The organism is Mycolicibacterium septicum DSM 44393 (assembly GCF_000455325.1).
GTDB lineage: Bacteria > Actinomycetota > Actinomycetes > Mycobacteriales > Mycobacteriaceae > Mycobacterium > Mycobacterium septicum.
Genome location: NZ_HG322951.1, coordinates 1976788 through 1992514, shown reverse-complemented (window position 1 = coordinate 1992514; position 15727 = coordinate 1976788). Strand labels below are relative to the sequence as shown.

General features: G+C 67.9%; 18 protein-coding genes. 2 read left to right on the top strand and 16 right to left on the bottom strand.

Annotation, left to right across the window (positions count from 1 at the left end):
• Window positions 1-20 precede the first annotated feature (20 nt).
• Complete coding sequence (pdxR, locus tag TX88_RS09380; protein WP_044516295.1) at window positions 21-1442, top strand: MocR-like pyridoxine biosynthesis transcription factor PdxR; 1422 nt, start codon at window positions 21-23, stop codon at window positions 1440-1442.
• On the opposite strand, the gene TX88_RS09375 is transcribed toward pdxR, so the two are convergent.
• The 8 genes from TX88_RS09375 to rplM form a co-directional block, all read right to left on the bottom strand.
• Entirely contained in the window at window positions 1414-1737 is a 324-nt protein-coding gene (locus TX88_RS09375) for a hypothetical protein (protein ID WP_044516294.1), read from the bottom strand. The genes pdxR and TX88_RS09375 overlap by 29 nt on opposite strands.
• Window positions 1734-2873, bottom strand: coding sequence for a 3-ketosteroid-9-alpha-monooxygenase, oxygenase component (locus tag TX88_RS09370; protein ID WP_209446966.1), 1140 nt, complete (start codon window positions 2871-2873; stop codon window positions 1734-1736). The genes TX88_RS09375 and TX88_RS09370 overlap by 4 nt, the downstream gene beginning before the upstream one ends.
• 126 nt (window positions 2874-2999) lie before the next feature.
• Window positions 3000-4460, bottom strand: a complete 1461-nt coding sequence (locus tag TX88_RS09365) for a hypothetical protein (RefSeq protein WP_044516291.1) — start codon at window positions 4458-4460, stop codon at window positions 3000-3002.
• A gap of 3 nt (window positions 4461-4463) precedes the next feature.
• Window positions 4464-4760, bottom strand: a complete 297-nt coding sequence (locus TX88_RS09360) for a type VII secretion target (RefSeq protein ID WP_044516289.1) — start codon at window positions 4758-4760, stop codon at window positions 4464-4466.
• A gap of 37 nt (window positions 4761-4797) precedes the next feature.
• Window positions 4798-6138: a phosphoglucosamine mutase gene (gene glmM / locus TX88_RS09355; protein WP_044519245.1), complete on the bottom strand. Its 1341-nt coding sequence runs from the start codon at window positions 6136-6138 to the stop codon at window positions 4798-4800.
• 154 nt (window positions 6139-6292) lie between these two features.
• A complete protein-coding gene (locus tag TX88_RS09350; protein ID WP_049924884.1) occupies window positions 6293-6724 on the bottom strand; it encodes a hypothetical protein in 432 nt (143 codons plus the stop codon).
• Window positions 6725-7020: 296 nt separating this feature from the next.
• Entirely contained in the window at window positions 7021-7485 is a 465-nt protein-coding gene (gene rpsI / locus TX88_RS09345; protein ID WP_407939438.1) for a 30S ribosomal protein S9, read from the bottom strand.
• Window positions 7486-7493: 8 nt separating this feature from the next.
• Entirely contained in the window at window positions 7494-7937 is a 444-nt protein-coding gene (gene rplM / locus TX88_RS09340; RefSeq protein WP_044516286.1) for a 50S ribosomal protein L13, read from the bottom strand.
• A gap of 290 nt (window positions 7938-8227) precedes the next feature.
• Between rplM and TX88_RS09335 the strand changes: the two genes are divergently transcribed.
• Entirely contained in the window at window positions 8228-8569 is a 342-nt protein-coding gene (locus tag TX88_RS09335; RefSeq protein ID WP_044516284.1) for a hypothetical protein, read from the top strand.
• Window positions 8570-8594: 25 nt separating this feature from the next.
• Here TX88_RS09335 and TX88_RS09330 read toward each other — a convergent pair whose 3' ends face one another.
• The 8 genes from TX88_RS09330 to adhP all read right to left on the bottom strand — a co-directional run bounded on the left by TX88_RS09330 (window position 8595) and on the right by adhP (window position 15610).
• Entirely contained in the window at window positions 8595-9008 is a 414-nt protein-coding gene (locus TX88_RS09330) for a hypothetical protein (RefSeq protein WP_044519243.1), read from the bottom strand.
• A gap of 15 nt (window positions 9009-9023) precedes the next feature.
• The gene (locus TX88_RS09325) at window positions 9024-9221 is read right to left on the bottom strand and encodes a hypothetical protein (protein WP_049924883.1); all 198 of its coding nucleotides are present in this window, start codon (window positions 9219-9221) and stop codon (window positions 9024-9026) included.
• Window positions 9222-9382: 161 nt separating this feature from the next.
• Window positions 9383-10669: an HAD family hydrolase gene (locus TX88_RS09320; RefSeq protein WP_044516281.1), complete on the bottom strand. Its 1287-nt coding sequence runs from the start codon at window positions 10667-10669 to the stop codon at window positions 9383-9385.
• A gap of 37 nt (window positions 10670-10706) precedes the next feature.
• A complete protein-coding gene (gene eutC / locus TX88_RS09315) occupies window positions 10707-11480 on the bottom strand; it encodes an ethanolamine ammonia-lyase subunit EutC (protein ID WP_044516279.1) in 774 nt (257 codons plus the stop codon).
• Window positions 11477-12892, bottom strand: a complete 1416-nt coding sequence (locus TX88_RS09310) for an ethanolamine ammonia-lyase subunit EutB (RefSeq protein ID WP_044516278.1) — start codon at window positions 12890-12892, stop codon at window positions 11477-11479. The genes eutC and TX88_RS09310 overlap by 4 nt, the downstream gene beginning before the upstream one ends.
• Complete coding sequence (gene eat / locus TX88_RS09305) at window positions 12889-14304, bottom strand: ethanolamine permease (RefSeq protein WP_044516276.1); 1416 nt, start codon at window positions 14302-14304, stop codon at window positions 12889-12891. Before eat ends, TX88_RS09310 begins: the two co-directional genes overlap by 4 nt.
• Before the next feature lies 1 nt (window position 14305).
• Window positions 14306-14440: a hypothetical protein gene (locus TX88_RS35550; RefSeq protein WP_280113221.1), complete on the bottom strand. Its 135-nt coding sequence runs from the start codon at window positions 14438-14440 to the stop codon at window positions 14306-14308.
• Window positions 14441-14548: 108 nt separating this feature from the next.
• Window positions 14549-15610, bottom strand: coding sequence for an alcohol dehydrogenase AdhP (adhP, locus tag TX88_RS09300; RefSeq protein WP_044516275.1), 1062 nt, complete (start codon window positions 15608-15610; stop codon window positions 14549-14551).
• Window positions 15611-15727 lie beyond the last annotated feature (117 nt).

The following is a 15727-nucleotide window of genomic DNA, read 5'->3' as shown; positions in this document are numbered from 1 at the left end:
ATCGCTCCTAGTATTGGTCTATGTCAGGGTCCAATCATGGAGGCAATCAGCAGACCAATTCTGCCGATGCCGGGTTTCCCCCGGATCTTCTGGTCGCCCTGGACCGGACGTCGCGCGACGGGCTGGCGATGCAGCTGCAACATCAACTCCGCGTGGGGATACAGCAGGGCCGGCTCGCGGCGGGTTCACTCCTACCGCCGTCCCGCGCGCTGGCAGCACAGCTCGGCGTGGCCCGCAGCGTCGTCGTCGCCGCCTACGAACATCTGGTCGCCGATGGCTACCTGACCGGACGCCAAGGTTCCGGAACCAGGGTCAAACAGGTTGCCCCACAACCCTCTCCGCGCGTACGTCGAGCGCGGGATCCGGCCGCGCCGTTGGGCGGCGGCCTGCCGGACGCCGCCTTGTTTCCGCGTACCGAATGGTTGCGGCACTACCGCAACGCTCTCACCGAGGTGCCCAACGCCCAGCTCGGCTACCCCGGCCCGCTCGGAACGCGCCCGCTGCGCGAAGCCCTCTCCGATTACCTGGCCCGGGTACGCGGAGTAGCGACCACACCCGACCGGATGATCGTCACATCGGGTCTCACACAGGGGATCGTGCTGCTGGCCCGGTCACTGCGGGCGCGGGGATGCCGCACCCTCGCCGTCGAGGACCCCTGTTTCGGATTTCACCGCGACGCCATCGCACGCGCCGGGCTTCGGGTGGTGCCGGTACCGGTCGACGAGAACGGGCTCGAGGTTGCGCGATTGGCCGAACTCGACGTCGACGGCGTGCTGGTGACTCCCGCCCACTCGTATCCGACCGGTGTCGTCCTCGCCGCGGACCGCAGGGCAGCGCTGATCGAATGGTCCCGCGACCGGAACACGCTGATCATCGAAGATGACTACGACGCCGAATTCCGTTATGACAGAAGCCCTGTCGGCGCCTTGCAAGGACTCGATCCAGATCGCGTAGCCTATGCGGGCTGCGTGAGCAAAACGCTGACTCCCGCCCTGCGACTCGGTTGGATGGCACTGCCGCCCTGGCTGGTGGACTCCGTCGCGGCCGAAAAACTGTACGACGACATGGGCAACTCCGCGCTCGAGCAACTGGCCCTGTCCCGGTTCATCGGCACCGGAGGGCTCACTCGCCACCTGCGGCGGGTGCGCCCGATGTATCGCCGGCGACGCGACGCCATGCTCGCGGCGATCAGCGCGTCGATGCCTCAGACACAGCCGACGGGAATCGATGCCGGCCTGCACGTCTACCTTCGGCTGCCGGGCAACTCGGACGAGGACACCGTCGTCGCCACCGCCCGGGACCAGGGACTGCGTCTGGACGGTGCCCGCTGGAATTGGGCCGACCCAGGTTCAGCGCCGCCGGCCCTGGTGATCGGATACGGCGCACTGGGCGAGGCCGCGATCCGCGACAGCATCAGCCGGCTCGCGTCGATCCTCGCCTGATCGACGGGGCGTCGGGCCTGCTATCAGCGTCGGCCAAGGGCAGCACGCCGTCGATGGTGGCCGCCACGACCGAGGCAGCCATCGCATCGCAGCCGAGGAACAGTCCGCGGCTGCCGTGACCGGCCAGCGCGTCGGCGTCGCGACGCTGAGGACACTGCCCGGAGGCTGCGGCATTCCATTGCACGCTGGTCTGCTGCCAACTGCTCTTGCGGGCCAATACAACTGCGCCGCAGCTTCGGCACGACACCGGCATCATCGGCAATTCTTCGAGACGAGGGTCGAGGCGGACGGTCATGGTACGGGTTGGGCGGTGGCGCGGGCAGCGATGTTGTCTTCGATCTCCTGCGCCCACGCGTGCCGAGCGCTCGTGGTGTCGACCTCGTATTCGAACCGGTCGACCATGTCGGCGGCCACATCGTCAGCGTCGACGTAGAACTGTTCGTACCAACGGCGCAGCTGGTACACCGGTCCGTCTTCCTCGCACAGCAACGGGTTGTCGATGCGTGCCTTGGTTTTCCAGATCGCCACATCTTGTTCGAAGCCGATCTTGACCCAGTCGCCCAGTGCCACGGCGTTCTGCATGGCCAGCTCGGCGGACAGCCCCTCGGCCTTCTTGACGATGATGCCGTATTGCAGGACAAACGAATTCGCGTCGATCGGATAGTGGCAGTTGATCAGCACGCTGTAGTGGTCGGCGTCGGGATAGTGGTAGGTCAGGTCGTCGATCATGAAGGCCGGTCCGTAGTACGACGCCACCGATGTGGTGCCCAGCATCGTGGAGCCGCCCACATCGTCACGGTCGGCACGGGTATCGGCGTTCATGTACTGGGTGGCGATGTGGCCCTCGAAGATGTTCTTGAAGTAGGTGGGCATCGATCCGTGCACGTAGAAGAAGTGCGCCATGTCCACCACGTTGTCCACCAACTCACGGCAGTTGGCGTTGACGACCGTTGTGTACCAATGCCAATCGGTCCACTCGTCGCTGGAGGCACCTTCGATGCGCGGAATCGTCGCATCGGCGGGCGGGGGTTTGCCCTCGGGATCGTTCCAGACGAACAGCATCCCGTCCTGCTCAAGGGTCGTCCAGGTGGCGGTCCGGGCCAGGCGTGGGGCGCGCTTGCCGTACGGCACGTTCTTGCAGCGCCCGTCGCCGCCCCACCGCCAGTCGTGGAAGGGGCATGCGATCTCATTGCCCTTGACCTGGCCTTGGGACAGGTCACCACCCATGTGCCGGCAGTATCCGTCCAGCACGTTGATCTTGCCGTCGCCGCTGCGGAACACGACGAGCTTCTGACCGAAGACGTTGATCGAGTGCGGTTCCCCGTCACCGAGGTCGCGAGTCAGTCCGAGACAGTGCCAGCCGCGGGCGAAACGCATCGGCGGCGCTTCGGCTTCGATCTCGCGCACCTCGCACTCGGATTCCATTGCCATCGAGAACCACCTCCGAAATCTCGCGGTGACTGTGCTTCACGTCACAACAAGGTCTAACACTCGGGTGTCCACTCCGAGGCCGAAAGTCCCACTGGCAGGGATCGAAATCCGATTCGGCGCGGATGTCTAGCCGCCGACCTGCGGTAGCTCGTCGGCAGCGATCTCACACGGTGTCTTGTCGGCAGGTGCCACCAACGGCGCGGCCGGCGGGGTCGGGGCGACCGGCGGCGGGACGACGGGCTGCGGTTCGACGGCGGCGGACGGGTCAACGGGCGCGGGCTCGTCGGGCAAATTCTCCTCGACCGTTTGGTCGCCGGCAGCCGTGTCGGTGTCCGCTTCGGTGGCAGCGTCTTCGGCTGTGGGCGCCTCGTCGTCCGACTCGCGGTCGTCCTCCTCGTCGTCCGGATCGTCGAGATTGTCGGCGTCATCCACGTCGTCGACCGTGTCAGATGTCGCCGGTGTGTCGAGTTGCCCAGGCAGCGCAGTGTCGGTGTCCGGACCCAGCGATCCGTCCGAGGCCGATCCGATCAACCCGCCGAACAAGTCTGCGAGTTGTTGACCGATCCCGGACAACCCGGATCCCGCGCCCGACAACCCGGCCCCGGACAGTCCACTGCCGAGCGGCGAACCCCATCCCGATGCGGGATCGGACGCGGCAGGATTGGTGGCCGGTGGAGCAGACGGCGGGATCGGATCGGCGGCCGCCGACGCGAAAGGCGGTGCTGCAGCGGCAGTCTGCGGGACCATCTGCGGCATGCCCGCCGAGGCGGCGGGGCCCGGCACCGGCGCCGCGCCGGAGGCGACGGGCGCTATGAATCCGGCGGGAACCGTTCTGGCACTGCTCACCGGCGGGTCCGCAGAAACCGCCGCACCGATACGGGGCGTCCACGACGGTCCGAGATCACCGGGGATCTCGAACACCGGAACCGGGCGATCCGTCAGCGCCATGATCGCGGCACGGTAGGCGTCGTCCACCGCGGTGGTCGCCGAACGCATCGCCGCCACCCAGTCCGCACCGATGTCGTTGTCGACGAACGGTTTCACCTGCGCATCGATCAGTTCGCTGGCGGCGGCGCGATCTCCGAGGCCGGTCCGCACGGTGCGGGCCGCGGCCAGCCAGGTATCGCGTTGTGCCGCACAGCGCGTCGCGATGCGTTCGGTGGCCGCGACCTTGGTGTCGACGGCCCGGTACAGCTGATCACGCAACGCGGCCATGGTGTCGGCCGCTCTCCGAACGGCGGCCGCGGCCTGCTGCGCCGCCCCACCGTGACGCAGCAGAAACTCACGCGCTGCCTGCGCGCCGCCTCCCTGCCAGGCCTGGGTGAGAGCCGTCAGCTGATCGTCCTGCAGTCGCAGCGCCTGCTCGGCCGAGCCCGCGGCCGCCGCCAGGGCCGCACAGTCGCTGTCCAACGTCGCGAGGTCCAGGCCGTCTTCGGTGGCGTACCAGTCATGCACCTGGCCGACATGTGTGGTCAGGTCCGGATGCTGGTAACCCAGCAGCCCACAGGCCCACACGAATTCGGCAAATGTCTCGACCGTGGGCTGCCCCTGATCCAAACGTGCTGCGACATCGACGGTTTGGGGCATGCGTCAACCCGCCCGGGCAGCCGCGTCGGCATCCGCGGCGATGTACCGGTCGGTGGTGCTCCGCAGCACCGCGGCGACCTCACCCGCAGCGCGGGCCCATTGCCGCAGGGGCGCGGTGCACTCGTCGAGCGCGGCCCGCACCGACTCACCCGAGGCGGTATGCGCCCGCCCGGCCGTCGCGCCGTCGAATCGCAGGCGCATTCGGATGCCGGAATCGACGATCCCGGCGACGGCATCGTACTGTCGTGCCGCCTGCTGCAACGCCGCAGCGTCGACGCGCGCGGTAGTTACCTCTCCCATGCCCGGTTTAGACGCAGCCGGGCGCGGTCCGGTTCCCTCAGGCTGACTGGCCGCTGACCGAATCGGCCACGCGTACCGCGACCAGTCGGGCCGTGTTCTCGTCGGCGGCCTCGACCATCACCCGGACCACCTGTTCGGTACCCGAGGGCCGCAACAGGATTCGCCCGGTGTCGCCGAGTTCAGCCTCGGCCTCGGCCACGGCGGACTGCACGGACGGCGCGGTGGCCACCGCGGCCTTGTCGTGGACCGCAACGTTGATCAGCACCTGCGGCAACGTGCGCATCGGCTCGGCAAGCGCAGCCAAGGTACTGCGGGTCTGGGCCATCCGCGACATCAGGCGCAGGCCGGTGACGATGCCGTCACCGGTGGTGCCGAGACCGGGCAACACGATGTGACCCGACTGCTCACCACCGAGCGAGAACTCGCCGGCCCGCAGTTCCTCCAGCACGTAGCGGTCCCCGACACCTGTGGTGCGGACCTCGATACCGGCCGCCCGCATCGCCAGGTGCAAACCGAGATTGCTCATCACGGTGGCCACCAACGTGTCGGAGGCCAACTCGCCGGCCTCCTGCATGGCCAGCGCCAGCACCACCATGATCGCGTCGCCGTCGATGAGCCGGCCCGCGGCGTCCACCGCCAGGCACCGGTCGGCATCGCCGTCGTGGGCGAGGCCCAGATCGGCGCCGTGCTCCAGAACCGCGGCCTGCAGGACATCCATGTGGGTGGATCCGCAGCCGTCGTTGATGTTGAGGCCGTTGGGCGCGGCGTTGATCGCGATGACGTTGGCTCCGGCGGCCCGGTAGGCCCGCGGAGCGGCCGCCCATGCCGCGCCGTGCGCGCAGTCGACGACGACCGTGAGGCCTTCGAGGCGGGTGGTGACGGCCTTGGAGGCGTGGCGCAGGTAGCGGTCCAACGCGTCCTCGGCGTCGAGAACCCGGCCGATGCCGGCACCGGTGGGCCTGCTCCCGGGACCCGCCTGCACGAGGTCCTCGATGCGGTCCTCGGCGGCGTCGTCCAGCTTGTGCCCGCCGGGACCGAAGATCTTGATGCCATTGTCGGGCATCGGGTTGTGCGACGCGGAGATCATCACTCCGAAGTTCGCGTCATAAGCGCTGGTCAGATACGCCACCGCAGGCGTCGGCAGGACACCGACGCGCAGGACGTCGACGCCCTCACTGGTGATACCGGCGATCACCGCGGCTTCCAGCATCTCGCCGCTGGCGCGCGGATCACGGCCCACCACGGCGACCCGCCGGCCAGGTCCCACGGAGTTGCCGAGACGCCGGGCGGCCGCCGAACCGAGTGCTACTGCCAGTTCAGCAGTCAGATCGCGATTGGCGACCCCGCGCACCCCATCGGTGCCGAACAGTCGACCCATGCCCTTAAACTTCTCATAATTGGCTGCCGGAAACACAACCGACGAGGTCAGCGACCATCCCGGGGCCAGATCGATACTCGTTCGTGATCCTCGGATGCACGATCACCGGATCCCTGCCCGCGGCTGATCCGCGGGCAGGGTCGGCGACGAGTCGCTAGCTGCCTTCGCTATCGGACGGGGAGTGGGCTGCTCCAGGCGCCTGAGGCGTCGTCGGCGCTGTCGGCGCGACGCTACGCGGCGCCATCCCCTCTGCGGCGTTGCCGGGCCGCTCGGTGGTGCCGTTCTGGCTGAAGGAGATGGTCCCCAGGTTGTTGGTGCACACGACGTGGTCGGCGCCGTTCGTGTCGACACCCTGCACAGCGGTGGTCAGCGACGACGTGTCGGTGTTATCGCACACCCCCGCCGCGATCTGTGCCGCCGCGGCGGTGTCGACGTTCTCCAGGACCGAGACGTTACCGAGGGTGAGATTCACCTTGCCGTCGCCGAGCGTGTCAGGCGCGGCGTTGGCGATCCCCAGGCCGACCGTAAACAGCAGCGATCCGCCGAGCATCGCGCCCGCGGTCGCAGTCTTCACGAAGTTCCCCACAATTGCTCCTTCCGATGGGAAAGCGGCCCCGGTCCCCCGACGTCGGTACGACGTTTCACCGGTGGCAGGAAGGTCCTGCGGTGCACAACCCTGCGGACACAAAGCGGCCCCCTGCTCTCCGCCAGAGGGCTTCCCGCCACACCGCCGCTCAAACCTGGAATCAGCAGAAAACTGCCCAGCCTGATCGTCTGCCGAGGTCAGCCCCCTGAAATTCGTCTGGAGGCGGACATAAAACAAACCCGCCGGGTGTGTACGTGACACACCCGGCGGGTTCGTTCGGCCGTAAAGGCGACAGATCAGCGCTTGCTGTACTGAGGCGCCTTGCGGGCCTTCTTGAGGCCGTACTTCTTGCGCTCGATGGCACGCGGGTCACGCGTCAGGAACCCGGCCTTCTTCAGTGCCGGCCGGTCCTCCGGCTGCACCAGGATCAGCGCACGGGCGATCGCCAGGCGCAGGGCGCCGGCCTGACCCGAGGGGCCGCCACCATCGAGGTGGGCGTAGATGTCGAAGTGCTCGACCCGGTCGACGGTGACCAGCGGGGCCTTGATCAGCTGCTGGTGCACCTTGTTCGGGAAGTAGTTCTCCAGGGTGCGGCCGTCCAGGTTGAACTTGCCGGTGCCGGGCACCAGGCGAACGCGCACCACGGCCTCCTTGCGGCGGCCGACGGTCTGGATCGGGCGGTCGATGATGACCGGCTCGCGGTGCTCCTGCTCCACCTCGACGCTCTCGGTCACGGCTTCGACGACGTCGCCGTTCTCAATCGTTTCGGTCACTGGGCCACCTGCTTGATCTCGTACGGAACCGGCTGCTGCGCGGCGTGCGGATGATCCGGACCGGCGTAGACCTTGAGCTTCTTCTGAATCTGACGACCGAGCTTGGTGTGGGGCAGCATGCCGATGATCGCGTTCTCGACGACGCGGGTCGGGTGCTTCTCCAGCAGCTGGCCGATGGTGCGCTTGCGCAGACCGCCCGGGTAACCCGAGTGGCTGTAAGCGAACTTCTTGGTGAGCTTGTCGCCGCTGACGGCGATCTTCTCGGCGTTGATGACGATGACGAAATCGCCACCATCGACATTCGGCGTGAATGTCGGCTTGTGCTTGCCGCGGAGCAGCTTGGCTGCTTCGACGGCGAGCCGGCCGAGCACCACGTCCTGGGCGTCGATGACGTACCACTGACGCGTGGTGTCACCCGCCTTCGGCGTGTACGTAGGCACAGCGCATACCTCTTTTATCTCGGGTTGGACCCCGGAGCTGATCCGGGTGCCGGTCGCGGCGCATGTACTCGGTTTTCCCGGCGACCGACATTGACCCAGGACCCGCTCGCCCCAAAGGGCAGCACACACCAACGGAGCAGCTTACCGGGCGGCGTCGCGGCAGGTCAAAACGCCCTTGAGGGCTGGGCGAACAGCCTGGGCCGCAAAGCCCCGTCCCACGTCACCCGGCGCGCGTGCCGCCTCCTAGAGAACTCACACCGCGGACACATCGCAACTCCCAGATTCCGGGCGTGAACTGGGGTGACCGAAGGCTCAACGTCATCCAACCGCAGGATCGAGGGCCCACCACCGTGACTGCCGAAAAGAACCTCAGGATCCGACGGATTGCCGCGATCGCCGGCGCAGGCGCCGTGGCGGCGCTCACCTGGTTGAGCGTGACACCGGCCGGCGAAAGCGGGTCGGTGGCTCTCCATGCACCCCCGCCTCCCCCGACCGTGGCCTCGCCGGCCATGACGCTGGGTGCCACAACGACCACGGGCGTTCGGGCACCGCTGGCCATGGCGACGCCGAAGGCACATCCGAACATCACCGGCCCGGCGGCACTGCCGTCAGAGGAGGCCGCCCTGCCGTGACGGACGACCGTTGCCGAGACGGGGTCTAGTGCTTCTTCTCGGCCTGCGCCTGGTCCTGCGCGGCCTGCTGTTGGGCAGCCTGAATCGCCGCGCGGCCCTCCGGGCTGGCCGCGGAGTTGCCGGGTCCGGTCGCCGATGCCACCGACTTGTCGCAGTTGAGGGACACCAGCGTCTGATTGGTGGCCGAGCCCGTGGTGTTGGGCGGCGGTTGCACGGTGCGGTCCTGTTGACGGGTGACGACGCAGTCCGACCAGGATTCGCGGTCACCGACGGTGGTCTCCACCACGGGTGAGTACCCGGCTCCGCTGAGAGTGCCCGACGCGTCGCTGTACTTCTGGCCGACGACATCGGGCGAGGATGCGTGTGCGACCCCGCTCATGACCAGAGCCGCCAGCGGAGCCGCGAAGGCCGCCGCCACTCCGAGAATGCGCGTTGACATGCGTTCCACCACAGCCTATTTCGCAACCGGTGGGGTGGTATCGGTGACCGTGCCGCCGAGTTTCATCGGGCCGACCACCGGCTGGGTGAAAACCGTGTTCGTCGGGGCATCGCCGGATCCGGCGAGCGGTTTGCCCTGCCCCGCAGGCAATTCCTCGGGATGCCCCAAAGCGAACACCGTCATCGCCGAGATGGCAGCGACACCAAGTAACATGCCTGTTACCTGTATCCGACTGTGCCCCTTGAGCTTCAGCTGCCGCTCATGTGTACTCATGGCGCATATGTGACGCCCGAATTCTGTAGGGCACCCCGCCACCGGGCTGTGGAATTGCTGAGCCAGGAAACTCCGAGCGTTACGCCAGCATTCTCACGGAGTCAGGACACCCCGTCCTGCTGGTCGGGCACCACGCTTCCGTCCGGACGGTGCAGCGGGGCTTCCTTACCGCTGGGCTCGATGTAGCCCTCCGTCGCGCATTCGTATGCGTCGCCCTGCTTCTTCTTCGGCTCGATGAACATCGGATTGACGACCCAGCGACCGTCGGCGTTGTCGTAGGCCGAGCACATCAACTCGGTCTTGTTGCGGTTGAGCACGAGGCGCAGGGCGGTGGCATCGGTGAGGAACGTGACGTCGGTGTCGGAATCCCCGGCGCCGAAGGCCGCGCGCTTGGGCTCGGCCTGCTGCTCGAACGCGGCGGGCCCCTTGACCCCGAAGACGTCCTCGTTGACCCGGCACCGCTTGCCCTCGATGTACGGGATGGCCGTCTCGCCGCCGCACGACACCAACTTCGACGTCAGGACATCACCGTCACGCTCGGTCCGCACCCCCATCACCTTGTCGGGCGTGAAACCGAGGTCGGCCGCCCACACCCGCACCACCGGCTCCGCCGACGCGGAGATGATGCGGACGTCGAAACCGTTGGCGCGCAGGGTTTCCACCAGATCCCGCATCTGCGGGTAGTACCGCACCCAGCCGGTCTCGTCACCGCTGCCGACCTTCTGCTCGGTGCCCTCGGGCGCGTCGAGGTTCTGCTTGCGAGCGGCCTCGGCGAAACCGGTCAGCTCGGATTCGTGCCAGCCGGCCAGCATCTGCGCCGCCCAGGCATACGACGGTTCGAATCGGCGGGCGTTGAACCCGGCGAATGCCGGCTCGTCCGCCCGCGTCTCTCCGTCGGTGTAGACCGACAGCAGTTCGTCGGCGCACCCGAGGTCGGTGTTGGTGGGCATCGGCTGGCCCGGCGTGGCCGCGGCGCACGCCTTGGCCAGGGCCGCCGCGGCCTGCGGAGTGAGGTAGGGGCTCGTGGTCGACCAATCGCCACCGGCGGGCGCCCGCAGCTTGCCGTTGCGCACCATCCAGAAGAACGTCGCATCGCCGATGTCGTTCTTGACCACGGTGTTGTCCCAATCGAACAGCGCGAGCGGTGCGCCGTCGGCCACCGAGCCGTTGGCCCCGCAGGTCCCCAACTCCGCGAGCATCGCGTCGATCCGGTCCCGGTTGTCGCCGTACCAACCGGGGTTCTCGGCCAGCGTGCGACAGCCGGCGGCGGGAGTCTCGGCCGACGAGCCCGACGACTGCGCCGACTCGGTGCCGGAGCCGCACCCGGCGACGGTCAGCACCGCGGTCACCGCGGCAACGAGGAGGGACAGCGGTGCGCGTGAGGTCATCAAGGGGTTCCTGTCTGGTCAGTTCAGGTGAGTTCGACTAGGTCAGTTCGGCGAGGCCCGGGGCGCCGAGCGCCGAGGTCCGTGAGGCGTCCTTCAGGTCGACGCCGGAGCGGCCCAGGGCCAGCGCACCGTCGACCAATCCGGCTGCCACCCGCGCGGCTTCGGCGTATCCCAGGCCGTCGGGCGGGTGGATGTTGGAGATGCAGTTGCGGTCGGCGTCGGTGCGACCGGGCATCGGCAGGTGGGTGAGGTAGATGCCGAGGCTGTCGGCCACGCTCAGCCCGGGCCGCTCCCCGATCACCACGATCACCGTCCGCATGTGGGCCTGCGCTGCGACGTGGTCGCCGAGCGCGACGCGGGCCTGCGTCGCGATCACCGGCGGGGCCAGGGTGTAGCGATCCTGCAGTTCGGCCACCAACGCCGCGAGCAGCGTCGCGCCGTGACGATCCAGTGCGGTCGGCGACAACCCGTCGGCCAGCACGAAGCCGATGTCGGCCGGGGTGTCGGGCACCTGCATGCCCTCGGCGGGTTCGCGCCCCAGATCGGGCCGACGCAGATACTCGTCGCGGGAGGTGGCCTTGCTGGTCACCATTGTCGGCTCACCGATGCCCACCGCCCGGACCTCGGCGGCGAGTTTGTCGACGTCCAACGGCACGTGCACGGCATCGCGGGCCGCGGCATGGGCCGCGGCCAGTTCCAGCACCCGGCGGGTGGGCAGTGCGTTGCCGGCCCGGCCGAGCCCGATCCTGGCCTGCGTGGTCTTGCGCAGCTCATCCCAGAACTCCTGAACCGCAATCTCATTGGTACTCATGATGTCTCCGCGGAAGTCAGGGACCGCAGCACCGAACGCTCCAGGTCGAACGGCGTCAGCTTGCCGGAGTCGTCGACCATGCCCACGCTGCGCAGCCATGCCTCGAACTCGGCGGCCGGCCGCAGCCCCAGGGTGCGCCGGGTGGTCAGCACGTCGTGGAACGACAAGCTCTGGTAGCCCAGCATCACGTCGTCGGCACCCGGCACGGTGATGACGAAGGCCACTCCGGCCGCGGCCAACAGCGTCAGCAGGTTGTCCATGTCGTTCTGGTCGGCCTCGGCGTGGTTGGTGTAGCAGACGTCCACCCCCATCGGCAGGCCGAGCAGCTTGCCGCAGAAGTGGTCTTCCAGGCCCGCCCGGATGATCTGCTTGCCGTCGTAGAGGTACTCCGGCCCGATGAACCCGACGACCGTGTTCACCAGCAGCGGCTGCAGGTCGCGGGCCACCGCGTAGGCACGCGCCTCCAGGGTCTGCTGGTCCACCGGCTTGCCGCCGACGCCCAGGTGCGCACCGGAACTGAGCACCGAACCCTGCCCGGTCTCGAGGTACATGACGTTGTCGCCGACGGTGCCGCGGCGCAGGCTGCGCGCCGCCTCGTTACCCTCCCGCAGCAGCTGCAGGTTCACCCCGAACGCGGAGTTGGCCCCCTCGGTGCCGGCGACGGACTGGAACATCAGGTCCACCGGCGCACCGGCCTCCACCAACCCGATCGTGGTGGTGACATGCGACAGCACGCAGGACTGGGCGGGGATGTCGTAACGCGTGCGGATCGAATCGAGCAGATACAACAGGTCCGCGGTGGCCTGCGGCGAGTCGGTGGCCGGGTTGATCCCGATCACCGCGTCGCCGCAGCCCAGCAGCAGCCCGTCGAGCACGGCCGCGGCGATCCCGCGCGGGTCGTCGGTGGGATGGTTGGGCTGCAGCCGGGTGGCCAGGGTGCCGCGGGCGCCGACGGTGGTCCGGAACGCCGCGGTCACCTCCGCGGCGGCCGACACCGCGATCAGATCCTGGTTGCGCATGATCTTGCTGACCGCCGCAACCATTTCCGGGGTCAGTCCCGGTGCGACGGCGGCCAGCCGCTCGGCGCTGTGGTCATGGGCCGCGGTGTCCATCAGCCAGTCCCGCAGCCCGCCGACGGTCAGGTGCGAGATCTCCGAAAAGGCTTGCCGGTCATGGCTGTCCATGATCAGCCGGGTGACCTCGTCGGTCTCGTAGGGCACCAGTTCCTCGTTGAGGAAGGTGTCCAGCGGCAGGTCGGCGAGCACCCAGGCGGCCGCGGCGCGTTCACCGTCGTGCTCGGCCGCGCAGCCGGCGAGTTGATCGCCGGAGCGCAGCGGGGTGGCCTTGGCCATCACCTCGACCAGACCGTCGAAGCTGTAGGTCACCCCCGAAACCTGCTGGTGGTACTTCATTTCAGGGCACTCTCCGCTTCCGCGAGCATCGCGAACTCCTCGTCGGGCGAGTTGGCCACCAGGCGGTGGCGGCTGTAGAGCGCGAAGTAGAGCATGAACGCGCAGAACACGGCCAGGCACAGGCCCGCGGCCACCGGGCTGACCACGAAGGTCGCAATGAGCGCGACGACCGCGACGACGAGGGCGAAGCCGGTGCTGACGATGCCGCCCGGAGTGCGGTACGGCCGCTTCATCTCCGGCTCGCGGACCCGCAGCACGATGTGGCTGATCATCATCAGCACGTAGCTCAGCGCGGCGCCGAAGACCGCCATGTTCAGGATCAGGTCACCGTGACCGGTCAGCGACAGCAGGAAGCCGATGATGCCCGGGACGATCAGCGCGAGCGTCGGGGCCTTGCGCTTGTTGGTCACCGACAGCGAGGTGGGCAGGTAACCGGCCCGCGACAGCGCGAAGGTCTGCCGCGAATAGGCGTAGATGATCGAGAAGAAGCTCGCGACCAGCCCGGCCAGGCCGATGTAGTTGACCAGCTTGGCCGCCGTGCCGGTACCGCCGAGCGCCTGCACCAGCGGATCGTCCACGGTGGACATCGCGTCGGCGCCGCCGGCGCCGGCCGTCAGGAACAGCACCGTCACGCAGGTGACGATCAGCACCGTCATCGCGGCGATGATGCCGCGCGGCACGTTGCGCTCCGGGTTCGCGGTCTCTTCGGCCGCCAGCGGGACGCCTTCGACGGCCAGGAAGAACCAGATCGCGAACGGGATGGCGGCCCAGATGCCCAGGTAGCCGTGCGGCAGGAAGCTCGACGCACCGAGCGCGGCGGTGTCGGGGGCGATGTCGGTCAGGTTGGCGACGTCGAAGTGGCCGATGGCGCTCACGGCGAAGATGACCAGGCCCAGCAGCGCGATCGCGGTGATGACGAACATCAGGCGCAGCGCCTCACCGACACCCGCGAGGTGGATACCGATGAAGATGACGAAGGCGGCCAGGTAGACCCACCAGCCCTTGTGAATGCCGAACAGGCCAAGGGATTCGACGTAGCCGCCGATGAACGTGGCGATCGCCGCCGGGGCGATCGAGTATTCGATCAGGATCGCGGTGCCGGTGGCGAAGCCGCCCCACGGGCCAAGGGCGCGGCGGGCGAAGGTGTAACCACCGCCTGCCGCGGGCAGCGCCGAGGACAGTTCGGCCAGGCCCAGCACCATGCAGAAGTACATGGCGGCGATGACCACCACGGCGATCAGCAGTCCACCGAAGCCGCCCTGCTCGAGGCCGAAGTTCCAGCCCGAGAAATCGCCGGAGATCACATAGCTGACGCCGAGGCCGGCCAACAGCAGCCACCCGGCGCTTCCGGATTTGAGCTGACGTTTGTTCAGATAGTCAGCGCTCTCCAGGTGTTCTTCCACACCCGCCATTTCAAACTCCTTTATTTGCAACGCATTTATCTTCGGTGATGCCGGCCTCCAGTACCGGGCGAATCACGTTAAAGGTCTGTAAACCAACCTTTGAGTAAGAAGTATCACCCTGCGGGCCGAATTTGTCCAGCGTCACAGTCGTACCGAATCATGTTGTCCACCAACGTTATTAACGAATACGTCGACACGACGAGGCCACGAGGGGCCCCGGGGGCCCCTCGCGACACCATCGACGTGCCATCGACTACCGGTAGTCGATGACGATCCGGCCGTCGATCTGTCCGCGTTCCATCCGCTCGAACACCTCGTTGATCTGATCGAGTGACGTCGTCTCGACGATCGGGTGGATCAGGCCGCGGTGGTAGAAATCGAGGGCTTCCACCATGTCCTGGCGCGAACCCACGATCGAGCCGCGGATCGTCAGCCCCTTGAGCACGATGTCGAAGATCGGCGCCGGGAAGTCTCCCGGTGGCAGACCGACGAACACGATCGTGCCGCCGCGCCGGGCCAGCCCGATGGCCTGGCCGAACGCCTGCGGATGCACCGCCGTCACCAGCACGCCGTGCACGCCACCGGTGGCCTTCTGCACCTCGGCCACGACGTCGGACGTCGTGGCGTTCACCGTCACCTCGGCACCGAGCCGGCCGGCCAGTTCCAGCTTGGCGTCGTCGATGTCGATCGCGACCACCCGCAGGCCCATCGCACGGGCGTACTGCACCGCGACGTGCCCCAGTCCCCCGACCCCGGAGATCGCCACCCACTGGCCGGGCCGGGTGTCGGTCACCTTGAGGCCCTTGTAGACCGTCACCCCGGCACACAGGACGGGCGCCACCTCGACCGGGTCGGCGCCGTCGGGGATCCGTGCGGCGTAGGCGGCGTTGACCAACATGTAGGCGCCGAAGCTGCCGTCGACGCTGTAGCCACCGTTGCGCTGCTGCTCACACAGGGTCTCCCAGCCGGTGCGGCAGTACTCGCACGTGCCGCAGGCCGACCACAGCCAGGCGTTGCCGACCTTGTCGCCGACCTTCAGGTCGGTCACACCGGGTCCCAGCGCCACCACGGTGCCGTAGCCCTCGTGCCCCGGCACGAACGGCGGGCTCGGCTTCACCGGCCAATCGCCATGTGCGGCATGGAGGTCGGTGTGACACACGCCGGAGGTCTCGAGCTTGACCAATGCCTCACCCAGTCCGGGCGTCGGCAGGTCGAGCTCGGAAATCTGCAGCGGCGCACCGAACTCGGTGACCACCGCCGCACGCATCCGGCCAGTGCTGTTGGCGCCGACGCTGTCGTCGAGAGTCTGGGTCATGAGTCGTTCCCATCCTTGAAAGGTGTTGCTGGCAGCCGATTTTTGTTGTTATTCGGTTATGCGATTCCGCTGGCAGCACCGGCACGCACCGGTGCTGCCCGCGCGGCAGCATGACGA

Bases quoted from the DNA above. Each gene is read 5' to 3' on its own strand.
- pdxR (WP_044516295.1), top strand. From the start codon at position 21: ATGTCAGGGTCCAATCATGGAGGCAATCAGCAGACCAATTCTGCCGAT.
- TX88_RS09375 (WP_044516294.1), bottom strand. From the start codon at position 1,737: ATGACCGTCCGCCTCGACCCTCGTCTCGAAGAATTGCCGATGATGCCG.
- TX88_RS09370 (WP_209446966.1), bottom strand. From the start codon at position 2,873: ATGGCAATGGAATCCGAGTGCGAGGTGCGCGAGATCGAAGCCGAAGCG.
- TX88_RS09365 (WP_044516291.1), bottom strand. From the start codon at position 4,460: ATGCCCCAAACCGTCGATGTCGCAGCACGTTTGGATCAGGGGCAGCCC.
- TX88_RS09360 (WP_044516289.1), bottom strand. From the start codon at position 4,760: ATGGGAGAGGTAACTACCGCGCGCGTCGACGCTGCGGCGTTGCAGCAG.
- glmM (WP_044519245.1), bottom strand. From the start codon at position 6,138: ATGGGTCGACTGTTCGGCACCGATGGGGTGCGCGGGGTCGCCAATCGC.
- TX88_RS09330 (WP_044519243.1), bottom strand. From the start codon at position 9,008: ATGTCAACGCGCATTCTCGGAGTGGCGGCGGCCTTCGCGGCTCCGCTG.
- TX88_RS09325 (WP_049924883.1), bottom strand. From the start codon at position 9,221: ATGTTACTTGGTGTCGCTGCCATCTCGGCGATGACGGTGTTCGCTTTG.
- TX88_RS09320 (WP_044516281.1), bottom strand. From the start codon at position 10,669: ATGACCTCACGCGCACCGCTGTCCCTCCTCGTTGCCGCGGTGACCGCG.
- eutC (WP_044516279.1), bottom strand. From the start codon at position 11,480: ATGAGTACCAATGAGATTGCGGTTCAGGAGTTCTGGGATGAGCTGCGC.
- TX88_RS09310 (WP_044516278.1), bottom strand. From the start codon at position 12,892: ATGAAGTACCACCAGCAGGTTTCGGGGGTGACCTACAGCTTCGACGGT.
- eat (WP_044516276.1), bottom strand. From the start codon at position 14,304: ATGGCGGGTGTGGAAGAACACCTGGAGAGCGCTGACTATCTGAACAAA.
- adhP (WP_044516275.1), bottom strand. From the start codon at position 15,610: ATGACCCAGACTCTCGACGACAGCGTCGGCGCCAACAGCACTGGCCGG.